We start from the raw sequence: 12,079 nt of genomic DNA, 5'->3' as shown, positions 1-12,079 counted from the left end.
AGACATGCAATCGGCTTTGAAGGCGACGTCGCAACCAGACCCCGCCGTCGACCGCGACTGGTGGCGGGGCGCGGTGATCTACCAGATCTATCCGCGTTCCTATCAGGACTCGAACGGCGACGGCATCGGCGATCTGAAAGGCATTGTTCAGCGCCTGCCCTATGTCGCCTCGCTGGGGGTCGACGCCATCTGGATCTCGCCCTTCTTCAAATCGCCGATGAAGGATTTCGGCTACGACGTGTCGGATTATTGCGACGTCGACCCGATGTTCGGCACGCTGGCCGATTTCGACGCGCTGGTGGCGGAAGCCCATCGCCTGGGCCTCAAGGTGATGATCGACGAGGTGCTGTCGCACACCGCCGACATCCACCCCTGGTTCAAGGAAAGCCGTTCCAGCCGCAACAATCCGAAGGCCGACTGGTATGTGTGGGCCGACGCCAAGCCCGACGGCACGCCGCCCAACAATTGGCTGTCGATCTTCGGCGGCTCGGCCTGGCAGTGGGACACCAGCCGCCAGCAATATTACATGCACAATTTCCTGGCCGAGCAGCCGGACCTCAACTTCCACAATAAGGAGGTCCAGGACGCGCTGCTCGACATTACCCGCTTCTGGCTGGAGCGCGGCGTCGACGGCTTCCGGCTGGACACGATCAATTTCTACTTCCACAGCCAGGGGCTGGAGGACAATCCGCCGCTGCCGCCGGAAGAGCGCAACGACCAGACGGCGCCGGCGGTCAATCCCTACAATTACCAGGACCATCTCTACGACAAGAGCCGGCCGGAGAATCTCGGCTTCCTCGAGCGTTTCCGCGCGCTTCTCGACGAATATCCGGCGCAGGCCGCCGTCGGCGAGGTGGGCGACTCCCAGCGCGGTCTGGAGGTGGTCGCCGCCTATACCGCCGACAGCAAGCGCGTGCACATGTGCTATTCCTTCGATTTCCTGGCGCCGGAGAAGATCAGCGCCGCCAAAGTGCGCGCGGTGCTGGAGGCCTTCGGCCGGGTCGCCAGCGACGGCTGGTCGTGCTGGGCCTTCTCCAACCATGACGTGATGCGGGTCGCATCGCGCTGGGCCGCCAACGAGGCGGATCCGACCGCCTATCTGAAGGTGATCTCGGCGCTTTTGATGTCGCTGCGCGGCTCGGTATGCATCTATCAAGGCGAAGAACTCGGCCTTGGTGAAGCGGAGCTGAAGTTCGAAGACCTGCAGGACCCCTACGGCATCCGGTTCTGGCCGGAGTTCAAGGGTCGCGACGGCTGCCGCACGCCGATGGTGTGGGATGCGGCCGCCAAGAATGGCGATTTCTCGACCGCCAAGCCCTGGTTGCCGGTGCCGGGCAAGCACCTGTCGCAGGCCGTCAACGTGCAACAGGGGGATGCAAGCTCGCTGCTTGAGCACTATCGCCGCTTCCTCGCCTTCCGGCGCCAGCATCCGGCGCTGGCCAAGGGCGACATCGACTTTATCGAAAGCGATGGCGACACCGTCGCCTTCACCCGCCGCGAGGGCAATGAGCGGATCGTCTGCGCGTTCAACCTCGGCAGCAAGCCCGCCGAGGTCGATCTCGGCAAAGGTGCGCTGCAACCCTTGCCGGGACATGGCTTTTCGGGACAGACTGGCAGCGGGCCGGTCCGCCTCGGCGGCTACGGCGCCTGGTTCGGACGCATCGACTGAACTTGCAAACAGAGATCAACGGGAGAGGAAAAACATGGCCGATGTCACGCTCAACCAGGTGAAGAAATCATACGGCAACCTCAACATTCTCCATGGCATCGACCTCGATATCAAATCGGGCGAGTTCATCGTCTTTGTCGGGCCGTCGGGTTGCGGCAAGTCGACCTTGCTGAGGTCGATCGCCGGCCTTGAAGAGATCACTTCGGGCGAGCTGAAGATCGACGGCGAGGTGGTGAACGACGTGCCGCCGTCGAAGCGGGGCATTGCCATGGTGTTCCAGTCCTATGCGCTTTATCCGCATATGACGGTTTACGACAACATGGCCTTCTCGATGAAGATCGGCAAGGAAAGCAAGGCCGAGATCGACAAGCGCGTGCGCCAGGCGGCGGAGATCCTGCAGCTGACCAAATATCTCGACCGCCTGCCCAAGGCGATGTCGGGCGGCCAGCGCCAGCGCGTCGCCATCGGCCGCGCCATCGTGCGCAACCCGAAAGTGTTCCTGTTCGACGAGCCGCTGTCGAACCTCGACGCAGCACTTCGCGTCGCCACCCGCATCGAGATCGCCAAGCTGAAGGAATCAATGCCGAACACGACGATGATCTACGTCACGCACGACCAGGTCGAGGCGATGACGCTGGCGGACCGCATCGTGGTGCTGAAGGAAGGCGTTGTCGAGCAGGTCGGCACGCCGATGGAACTCTACAAGCGTCCAGGCAATCTGTTCGTCGCCCAGTTCATCGGCTCGCCGGCGATGAACATATTGCCGGCAAAGATCGAGAAGGCCGGCAATCCGACCGTGGTCAGCCATGTCGGTGGCCGCAAGGCGACGGTGCCGATTGCGACGCCCGTCTCGGCGAATGGCGCCGCGGTCAGCTTCGGCGTGCGGCCGGAGGATCTCGCGATCGCCACAGGTGCGGACTATCTGTTCGAAGGCAAGGTCGACTATATCGAGCAGCTCGGCGAGGTTCAGCTCGTCTATGTCGATATCGGCCGCACCGACCTGCCGCTGGTAACCAAACTGCCGGGCAATGTCGAGGTCAAGCGTGGCGAGACGCTGCGGCTCAACGCCGGCGCCGGCGATCTGCACATCTTCGATGCCGACGGCCATTCCTTCACGCTGCATCGCGAGGAAGCGAAAGCGGCCTGACGCCATCGGCAGACTGGCTTTCCCGGCAAATAAAAGAGCGGCGGGCCAAGCCCGCCGCTCTCTCCTTCAAATCACAGTCGGCTGTCAGCGGTTGCCGAAGTGGTCGCGGTCGCTGCCCTGGGGGGCCGACTTCTGTACGTCGCGCGACGAGTTCAGCAGCTTGTAGACAGGCGAGTCGGCGCTGATCGACGACGTAGGGGTTGTGTCGACCGCCGGGGCCGGATGGTTGACGCCACTGTGGTTGTAGTTGTCGCTGCCCGCAAAAGCGGCGCCGGAAACAGCCAACAGGGCGGCCGTAACAAGAACGATCTTCTTCATTTCAGTGCTCCTGAATCTTGTGATCCGACCGATGCGGCGGGCGAGCCCGCCGCCGGTTCAAGGCCGGTTGTTAGTTGTTGCCGAAAAGGTTGTGGTCGGCGCCCGTGGTGACAGGCTTCTGGTCGGCCGGTTCGGACTTGTGAACCGAAGCGGTGTACGACGAATCAACCGTGGCCGGCGGATTTGCTGCCTGCGAACCATAATTGTCGCTGCCAGCGAAAGCGCTGCCGGAAATTGCCAGAAAGGCTGCGGCAGTGAGAACAATCTTTTTCATTTTTGCTACTCCAGTATCTTTATATTCCGTCCGTCTAGCGGCGTGTCTTGGGAATGAAATCGCGTCGTTCGGACAGCGCTGATTTGGGTGAGCCGAGTGCCGGATTCCAATCACGAAGTTTTTCCGTCTGGACCATGAATCCGCCTCTTGAAGTTTTCATAAGCATGCCTATGACTTTATTTTTATCTAACTTAATCAATGTGTTATTCTGATCTGACAGTTGGCTCACCAAATGTATCTGAGCACCGGCGTTCACAGTGTCCTGCACGCACCGTCAACAGAAACGAACCGTTCAGTTCGATTTTAGAATCCGCTAATAGTCACTTTTCGATACTATTAACCATCCAACCCAGTTCCAAGGGGCGAGTCGGCTCGCTTCAATCCGCGTTCTGGCTGATAACCGAGGGGCTTCCTGCCGGATGGGGCAGCGGCGTGGCGCTGGGGGGTCGGCAGTCCAAGCTCTTCCATCAAACCCCATAGCGCTCGGTGCGGATAGTCCCTGCCGGAACGCCGGCGCCGATCAGGGCATCGGCGGCGGCCGAGACGAACGCGTTCGAACCGCAGACATAGGCGAGCTTCGGAGCTTTCGGCAGGCGCTCGACGGCCTGCGCCATCATGCGGGCGTCGATGCGTCGGGAATAGTCGGACGGCCGCCTTGCCGGTTCGCGGGTCAGCGTCAGCACCAGATCGAATCCGTCGCGGCGATCGTCGAGACCGATCAGCTCGTCGCGGAAAATCACCTCGTCCCAGACCCGCGCCGAGAACACCAGCGCAACGGGCACCGCCGTGTTGCCCAGCATACGATGGCGCACCATCGCCATCAGCGGCACGACGCCCGAGCCGCCGCCGACCAGAAGGACCGGCCCGCCGTCGCTCTCCTCCCAGATGAAATGGCCGCCCAGCGGCCCGCGCAGCTCGATCTCGTCGCCGACGGCAGCGACATCGTGGAAGAAGGGCGAGACCTCGCCGTCGTCGAGCCGCTCGATCGCCAGCTCGACGCCGCCACCCGGCGCCGAGGCGATGGAATAGGAGCGGCGCGCCTGATAGCCGTCCGGCGCCGTCAGCCTGACGTCGACATGCTGTCCGGCCAGATGGACGAAGGGCCGCGACGGTTGGAACCAGAAGCTGGTGACGCGCGGCGTGCGCTTTTCGATGCGGGTGATCGTGGCTGCCTGCCAGGGCGATTGCGGCGATGGCTCGGCACTCATCGATTGCTGCTCACAAATCGCCTCTCACGGGTCACTGGAATAGCGCTGCTCGCGCCAGGGGTCGCCATACATATGATAGCCGCGCAGCTCCCAGAAGCCCGGCTCGTCGCGCTCGGTGAACTGCAGCCCGTTCACCCATTTGGCCGATTTCCAGAAATAGAGATGCGGCACCAGAAGCCTCGCCGGCCCGCCATGATCGGGCGTGATCGGCTTGCCTTCATAGAGCAGCGCCACCATCGCCTTGCCGGTGACGAGGTCCTTGGTCGGCACATTGGTGGAATAGCCGTCAAAAGACAGCGCCAGCGTGTAAGCCGTCGGCGGCTCGATGCCGGCATCGGCGAGGATGTCGTCGATCATCACGCCCTGCCAGGGCGTGTTGAACTTGGTCCAGGCCGTGACGCAATGGATGTCGCGCGTCATCTTGCTTTGCGGCAGGGCATTGAACTCGGCCCAGTTCCATTTCTTGATCGGTCGCGGCCCCTGCTTCAAGGTGAAGGACCAATCCTCGGTGCGCACGCGCGGCGTCGGCCCGGCCGAGAGAACCGGGAAGCCTTGTTCCAGGTACTGGCCCGGCGGGATGCGCGCATCGGTGTCGGAAGGAGGACGCCGTCCGGAAAAGAAGCCGCGCGTGACCATCGAGACGTCTCCTGCACCGGATTTGGTCGATCGCGGGGAGTGTTCTCGAAGACGCCTTCCGGGGCAACAAGAATCTTGGCGACCCGCCTTGCACCGATAGGTCGCCACGAAGTCGTCAGCCGGCCGCGAAAGGCACTGCGACGAAGATCTGCTGGTCGCCGCGATCGACAAGCAGCAGCACCGACTTCTTGCCCGACTTGGCTGCCTCGGCGATCGCCTGGTTCGCCTGTCTGGCGTTCTTTACGGGCGTCTGGTCGACGCCGACGATCACGTCCCCCGGCTGGAGGCCCGCTGCCGAGGCCGCCTTGTCCGGATTGACACGCTCAATCACGGCGCCGTGCTGTTTGTCGGCAAGATTGAGCTCCTGCCGGATGTCGGGAGTGATATCGGTCAGCCCGAGGCCGAGCGACGGCACGCCCTGGCCCGCCGACGGCTTGCTGCCTTCGCCATTCGAGGCGGTCTGCACCTGGTCGGTGTTGCGGCCGACGTCTGCGGAGACCTGAACCGCCTTGCCCTTACGCCAGATATCGACCGTTTCCTTGTTGCCAGGCGGGACATCCGCGACGGCACGCGACAGGTCCTTCGGATCCTTGATCTCCTGGCCGCCGAAGCCGGTGATCACATCCCCGACTTCGATGCCCGCCTTGGCCGCCGGCGAGCCCGGCGTGACCGACGAGACCAAGGCTCCGGCAGGATGGTCGAGGCCAATGGCGCCGGCAACATCCGGCGTGACCGGCTGGATCTGCACACCGAGATAGCCGTATTCGATGTCGCCGCCCTTCATCAGCTTGGCCACGACTTTCTGGGCCTGGTCCGACGGGATGGCGAAGCCGACGCCGACGCTGCCGCCATTGGGCGAGTAGATGGCGGTGTTGATGCCGATCACATTGCCATGGATGTCGACCAGCGGACCGCCCGAATTGCCGTGGTTGATCGGCGCGTCGATCTGGATGAAATCGTCGAACGGCCCGCTATGGAGATCGCGGCCGCGCGCCGAGACGATGCCGGCGGTCACCGTGGTGCCGATGCCGAACGGGTTGCCGATCGCCAGCACCTGGTCGCCGGTCATCAGCTTGCTGGAATCGCCCCACTTGACGGTCGGCAACGGCTTGTCTGCCTTGATCTTGAGCACAGCTAGGTCATGCTTCGCATCGTGGCCGACAAGCTTTGCCGGAAGCTCGGTGCCATCGTCGAGCGTCACCTTGATCGAGGTGGCGCCGTCGATGACGTGGTTGTTGGTTACGATTGTGCCATCCGCGCTGACGATGAAGCCGGAGCCGAGCGCCTCGCTGCGTGGTGCTCGCTGAGGCGGGGTCTTCGGCATCGGCATGCCCTGGTCGCCAAAGAATTGCCGGAAATACTCGTCGAAAGGTGAGTTGCCGTCGAAGGGCGAACCCTCATTCATGGCGTCCGCCGGGCCCTTCATCATTGTCGTGACTGTCACGACCGCCGGCTTTGTGGTGGCAACGATGGGAGCGAAGGAGCCGTTAGGCGCAGTGACGCCGGCGGCGGGAGTTTGCGTGGTGGCGACGGCGTTGCTCAATCCGGCGTTGTTCGTGCTCTCGGCAAAGGAACCAATAACGGGAGAAATGATCAGCGCAGCGCCCAACAGGGCCGCGACGCGATGTCTGCGAAGAATGTTCATGGGTGACATGGTCGTTTCTGTCCGGGCGAGAGGTTGATCCGGCGCCCCGGATGGCTCTCGAAGCACGCATCCGTTGGCGTGTCGGCGACCGGATTGCCTGCCTCGCCTTGCATGGCAGCCGGCCGGATCGACAATCAAGATTTAGGGTGCGGAATGGCCTGAATCAGGGCCTTTGGATGACCTTACGAAGATTTAATTCAGAGAGCGCTTACGAACCGCTCTCTCCGGCGCAGATAAGCGGAAGCGATCTCACGCATTCGCTGGCCGGTAAAACTCGGGCCATGGCCGCCATGGCCGATGCGTACCGGCAGGTCGAGCAGCCGCCGCATGGTGCGGCAATAGGCGGCGCGGTCCGAATCCGGCAGATCGTCGATCAGCATGCCGTCATAGATGGCGTCGCCGGCGAGGAAGAGGCCATCGGCCTCGTCGAAAAGCGCGATCGAATCCGGCGAGTGTCCAGGCAGATGCAGCACACGGAACTTGCGGTCGCCGAGATCGACTTCATCGCCTTCGTCGAGCGTGCGGGTCAGCGGCGCGGATGGAATGCGGTAATCGGCAGCCCTCCAGTCCGGCGCCGGCAGCTTGGAGACCGCGCCGTCGAGATTGTGAAACATGTAGGCGTAGGTAGCGGCATCGTTCATGCCGTCGAACTGCGCCGCGCTCATCTTCGGCCCCATACGCAGCGGGAATTCATGCAGCGAGCCTACATGGTCGAGATGGATGTGGGTCGCGACGACAATCAGCGGCTTGCCGGGCGGAGTGTCGATCTCAGGCGCCAGCGGGCGGATACCCATGCCGGTGTCGACCAGCAGATCGGCGTCGCGGCCCTTCAGATGCCACATATTGGCGCGCACGAAATCATGCACGAAAGGCTCGGTCAGCATCGTCGTACAGGCATCGACTTTCGCCTTGCCGAACCAGTCGCCAACCGCAAGCTCGGGGATCGAGCCGCCGCCCATCAGACGAACGGCTTCCCGACCTTGTATTTTTCCGGCACCAGCCGCTTCAGATAGGCCATGCCGGCGTCCGAAAGCTGGTTGGCGTCCGGCTTCATGAAATCGTCGGGCATATGGCGGGTCTTGCCGGCCACCGCCTTCAGCGGCACCTTTTTCAATACCGTCTTCGACCCGTCATATTGCAGCGCGACCGAGCCGCCGCCTTCGCCCGCGACAGCAACCGCGAAAGCGCCGGCATCGAAGGCTTCCTTGGCGTCCACGGCGCTGATCGCGCCGACATAACCGCGCGGCATGTAGCCCAGCGCGTCGACCCGCGCGCGCTTGCCGGGCAGGCCTTCGGCCAAGGCCCGTTCGAGCGCCGCCGGCAGGTCGCTGCCCGACAATTTGACGTTACCGTGCTGGTCGCGCTCCAGCTTGTCCGGCGGCACCAGGCTTTCGACCAGCGCCTTGCCGTCGGCAGTGCTGACGCCCTCCGAGACGGCAACGATGCAGCGCTTGTGGCGGTCCAGCTTTTCGCGCACTTCCTCGATGAAGCGCTTCGCCGAGAAGGCGCGCTCGGGCACGTAGACCAGATGCGGTCCGCTGTCGGGATCGAGCTGCCATGCGGCCGCGGCGGCGGTCAGGAAGCCGGCATGCCGGCCCATGACGATGCCGACATAGATGCCGGGCAGGGCGCGGAAATCGAGGTCGACGGAGAGGAAGGCGCCGGCGACGAATTCGGCAGCCGAGATGAAGCCCGGCGTGTGGTCGTTCTCCTCGAGGTCGTTGTCGATGGTCTTCGGCGCATGCACGAACGCGATCGAGCCGCCGGCGGCATCGGTCAGGATCTGCTGCGTGCCCGAGGTGTCGTTGCCGCCGATATAGATGAAGGCGTCCGCGCCGACCTTCTTCAGGCCGTTGAGGATGACCTCGCAATAGGCGGCGTCCGGCTTGTCGCGGGTCGAGCCGAGGGCGGCGCTCGGCGTGCCGGCGATCAGCCGTAGCCTGTCCTCGGGGATGGCGGAGAGATCGACATAATTGCCGTCGCGAATGCCGCGCACGCCATGGAGCGAGCCCAGCACCTTGGCACCTGGATGACGCTTGCGGATTTCCAGCGTGGCGCCGACGACCGTCTGGTTGATGACGGCGGTCGGGCCGCCGCCTTGCGCGATGACGAAGGTTCCAGCCATGCTCGATTTCTCCCGAAGCGAAGGTTTTCAGGTACCTTGGCCTGTCTTGCGACCTCGCGCAACGGAAGAAACGGGATCTCGAAAAGGCGGCCGCACAGGTCGCCTGGAAAGATCAGACCACGACAACCGGGTTCTTCTTGGAAACGCGGCTGTAGAGGTCGATGATGTCCTGGTTGATCAGGCGCACGCAGCCCGACGACATCGCCTGGCCGATGCTCCACCATTCGGGCGAGCCATGGATGCGATAGCCGGTGTCCTTGCCGTTCTGGTAGATGTAGAGCGCCCGGGCGCCTAGCGGATTGGTGAGCCCGCCGGGCTGGCCGCCCTGCCATTTCACCAGTTCCGGCTTGCGCTGGACCATCTCCGGCGGCGGCGTCCAGACCGGCCATTCGCGGCCATACTGGATATTGGCGCGGCCAGACCAGCGGAAGCCGTCCTTGCCGATGCCGACGCCGTAGCGGATGGCATCGCCGCCCGGCTGGACGAGATAGAGCATGCGCTCCTCAAGATGGACGACGATGGTGCCGGGCGCCTCGCCGGTCTTGTCGACGACGATCTGGCGGCGGAACTGCGGCTTGACCTTCTGCCACGGCACGGCCGGAACCTGGAAGCCGCCATCGGTGAGCGAGGCGTACATCACATCGGGGCCGGTGACGTTCTTGTCGACGCTGATCGCCGGACGCATCGGGGGAACGGAACCGGTGACGGTGTTGTCGAGCTGCATCTGCGGCAGGTCGAGCGTGTCGGTGGTGCTGCAGCCGGCCAGGCCGAGCAGCGCGATGGCGCCCGCGCCGGAAAACACGGCGCGGCGGGAAAGCTGAATTTCGGTACCGATTGCGGCGCCGTCGGAAGGCGGCGTCAGACGTTGCGGCAACTCGCGCATGCACCAAACCCTACGCTGCCGGCGGGAAGCACGGTCCGGCCGGATGTGCGCATTTTCGCGATTCATGGTTGAAAAAGGGTGAAAGACCGGAAGCCCGGCTTAACCGCCGTTGCGACGGTCGATGGGCCCTAGGCCCTGGGCGTCGAAGATTTTTCCAGCGGCCCCTTTACATTCCCGACGACCCCAGGATTTATCCTTTTCTTTGCGCTCAAGGAGCAGGGAAATGTCCTTCGAAAACTGGGCCGCCTTCGCTGCCGCCTCTTCTATCCTTCTCGTCATTCCGGGCCCGACGATCCTCCTCGTCGTCTCCTACGCGCTGGGCCAGGGCTGGCGCACCGCGCTGCCGATGGCGGTGGGCGTGGCGCTGGGCGACTTCACCGCCATGACGCTGTCGATGCTGGGTATCGGCGCGCTGCTCGCGGCTTCGGCCACAGTGTTCACCGTGCTCAAGGTGATCGGCGCCGGCTATCTGATCTATCTCGGCATAAAGCTGTTCCGCGCCGGCGGCGCGCTGAAGGCGGAACCCCGCACCGACGCGGTCTCGGCAGCAAGGATGATGGCGCATGCCTGGCTGGTGACGGCGCTCAACCCGAAGAGCATCACCTTCTTCGTCGCCTTCCTGCCGCAGTTCCTCGACCGGCATGCCGATTTCTGGACGCAGATGCTGATCTTCGAGACGACCTTCCTGACCCTGGCCTTCCTCAACGCCTTCGGCTACGCGCTTGTCGCGTCCAGGGCCCGGGCGATCGTGCGCAACCCGAAGGCGATCCGCATCTTCAACCGCACCGGCGGCACGCTGCTGGTCGGCGCCGGCATCGCCACGGTGGCGATGCGGTCGGCCAACTGACGCTATGAAGGACGCATTCGGCCTGACTTACTCGGGCGCGACCGAAGCCGGATTTTCCTCCTACGCCCGCGCCGTGCATGAATTGCAATGCTTCATCGGCGATCCGGTCGGCTCCATCGACCGCGCCATTGCCGATGACCCTACGTTTGTCATGGCGCATGTGTTCAAAGGCTATCTGTTCGGCCTCGCCACCGAGCGGGATGCGATGGCGGTCGCCAGGTCAAGCCATCAGGCCGCGTTGCCCCTTGCCGCCACCGCGCGCGAACAGGCGCATGTCGCGGCGCTTGGCCATCTCGCCGAAGGGCGATGGCATGAAGCCGCCCGTATCCTGGAGGATATCGCGATCGACAATCCGCGCGATGCGCTGGCGCTGCAGGTCGGGCATCAGATCGATTTCTTCACCGGCAATGCGCGCATGCTGCGCGACCGCATCGGCCGGGCGCTGCCGGCCTGGCAGAAAGGCATGCCGGGTTACCACGCCATTCTCGGCATGCAGGCGTTCGGGTTGGAGGAAATGGGCGATTACGCCCGTGCCGAATCCCTGGGCCGAGAAGCCATCGAGATCGAACCGCGCGACGGCTGGGCGCAGCATGCGGTCGCGCATGTCATGGAAATGCAGAGCCGGCAACGAGACGGCATCGCCTGGATGCGGGCCAATCCCGACGCGTGGTCGACGGACAGCTTCCTCAAGATCCACAATTGGTGGCATCTGGCGCTGTTCCACTATGATCTCGGCGAGACGAACGAGGTGCTCAAGCTCTATGATGGGCCGATCTACGGCGACCGCTCGACGTTGGCGCTCAACATGGTCGATGCCTCGGCTATCCTGTGGCGCCTCACTCTCGGCGGTGTCGATGTCGGCGACCGTTGGGCGACGCTCGCGGCCAACTGGATGCCGAAAGCCGCCGCCGGCAATTACGCGTTCAACGACGCGCATGCGATGATGGCCTTTGCCGGCGCAGGGCTGGAAGCGCCGGCGAAAACGCTGATCGAGACGCAGCGTGAAGCGATGCGCGGCAGCGACGACAATGCGGCCTTCACGCGCGATGTCGGGCATCCGCTGACGCTTGCGATCAAGGCCTTTGGCGAAGGGAACTATGGCGAGGCTGCGCGGCTGATCCGGCCGATCCGCTCGATCGCGCACCGTTTCGGCGGCAGCCATGCGCAACGCGACGTGATCGACCTGACGCTGATCGAGGCCGCGTTGCGCGCCGGCGACACGGCGCTGGCGCGGGCGCTGACGGCTGAACGGCGGCTCGCCCGGCCCGACAGCCCGCTGTCGGCGCTGTTCTTACGCCGCGCATCCGATTTGTCCGAGAATTGACCC

The 12,079-nt window shown here is 63.9% G+C and carries 12 protein-coding genes; 4 read left to right on the top strand and 8 right to left on the bottom strand.

The annotated features are described in order from the left end of the window. Nucleotides 1-4: 4 nt before the first annotated feature. Together LB565_RS24490 and LB565_RS24485 are read left to right on the top strand one after the other, a co-directional pair. Entirely contained in the window at nucleotides 5-1,669 is a 1,665-nt protein-coding gene (locus tag LB565_RS24490) for an alpha-glucosidase (RefSeq protein ID WP_224588487.1), read from the top strand. A gap of 34 nt (nucleotides 1,670-1,703) precedes the next feature. Next, nucleotides 1,704-2,816: an ABC transporter ATP-binding protein gene (locus LB565_RS24485; protein ID WP_224588486.1), complete on the top strand. Its 1,113-nt coding sequence runs from the start codon at nucleotides 1,704-1,706 to the stop codon at nucleotides 2,814-2,816. A gap of 84 nt (nucleotides 2,817-2,900) precedes the next feature. Here the strand turns inward: LB565_RS24485 and LB565_RS24480 are convergent, their stop codons facing one another. From LB565_RS24480 to LB565_RS24445, 8 genes are all read right to left on the bottom strand, one after another. Continuing rightward, nucleotides 2,901-3,134 (bottom strand): DUF680 domain-containing protein, encoded by a 234-nt coding sequence (locus tag LB565_RS24480; RefSeq protein WP_224588485.1) that lies wholly within the window; start codon nucleotides 3,132-3,134, stop codon nucleotides 2,901-2,903. 70 nt (nucleotides 3,135-3,204) lie between these two features. Next, entirely contained in the window at nucleotides 3,205-3,408 is a 204-nt protein-coding gene (locus tag LB565_RS24475) for a DUF680 domain-containing protein (RefSeq protein ID WP_224588484.1), read from the bottom strand. A gap of 467 nt (nucleotides 3,409-3,875) precedes the next feature. After that, the gene (locus tag LB565_RS24470) at nucleotides 3,876-4,616 is read right to left on the bottom strand and encodes a ferredoxin reductase (protein ID WP_224588483.1); all 741 of its coding nucleotides are present in this window, start codon (nucleotides 4,614-4,616) and stop codon (nucleotides 3,876-3,878) included. Between the two features lie 24 nt (nucleotides 4,617-4,640). Beyond that, the gene (locus LB565_RS24465; RefSeq protein WP_041003913.1) at nucleotides 4,641-5,252 is read right to left on the bottom strand and encodes a sulfite oxidase-like oxidoreductase; all 612 of its coding nucleotides are present in this window, start codon (nucleotides 5,250-5,252) and stop codon (nucleotides 4,641-4,643) included. A gap of 115 nt (nucleotides 5,253-5,367) precedes the next feature. Beyond that, on the bottom strand, nucleotides 5,368-6,906 hold the full coding sequence (locus LB565_RS24460) for a DegQ family serine endoprotease (RefSeq protein ID WP_224588482.1): 1,539 nt from the start codon (nucleotides 6,904-6,906) through the stop codon (nucleotides 5,368-5,370). A 188-nt stretch (nucleotides 6,907-7,094) separates the two neighbouring features. Further along, the gene (locus tag LB565_RS24455; RefSeq protein WP_224588481.1) at nucleotides 7,095-7,856 is read right to left on the bottom strand and encodes an MBL fold metallo-hydrolase; all 762 of its coding nucleotides are present in this window, start codon (nucleotides 7,854-7,856) and stop codon (nucleotides 7,095-7,097) included. Continuing rightward, the gene (locus LB565_RS24450) at nucleotides 7,856-9,022 is read right to left on the bottom strand and encodes a diphosphate--fructose-6-phosphate 1-phosphotransferase (RefSeq protein ID WP_224588480.1); all 1,167 of its coding nucleotides are present in this window, start codon (nucleotides 9,020-9,022) and stop codon (nucleotides 7,856-7,858) included. Before LB565_RS24450 ends, LB565_RS24455 begins: the two co-directional genes overlap by 1 nt. Nucleotides 9,023-9,134: 112 nt before the next feature. Next, nucleotides 9,135-9,905, bottom strand: coding sequence for a L,D-transpeptidase (locus LB565_RS24445; protein WP_224588479.1), 771 nt, complete (start codon nucleotides 9,903-9,905; stop codon nucleotides 9,135-9,137). A gap of 223 nt (nucleotides 9,906-10,128) precedes the next feature. Between LB565_RS24445 and LB565_RS24440 the strand changes: the two genes are divergently transcribed. After that, a complete protein-coding gene (locus LB565_RS24440) occupies nucleotides 10,129-10,752 on the top strand; it encodes a LysE family translocator (protein WP_224588478.1) in 624 nt (207 codons plus the stop codon). A gap of 4 nt (nucleotides 10,753-10,756) precedes the next feature. Then, nucleotides 10,757-12,076, top strand: coding sequence for a tetratricopeptide repeat protein (locus LB565_RS24435; RefSeq protein WP_224588477.1), 1,320 nt, complete (start codon nucleotides 10,757-10,759; stop codon nucleotides 12,074-12,076). The last annotated feature ends 3 nt before the right edge of the window (nucleotides 12,077-12,079 follow it).

The sequence above is a fragment of the Mesorhizobium sp. CA14 genome (genome assembly GCF_020165195.1).
Taxonomy (GTDB): domain Bacteria; phylum Pseudomonadota; class Alphaproteobacteria; order Rhizobiales; family Rhizobiaceae; genus Mesorhizobium.
The sequence above is the reverse complement of the archived record's forward strand: the minus strand, read 5'-3'. Positions and strand labels throughout refer to the sequence as shown.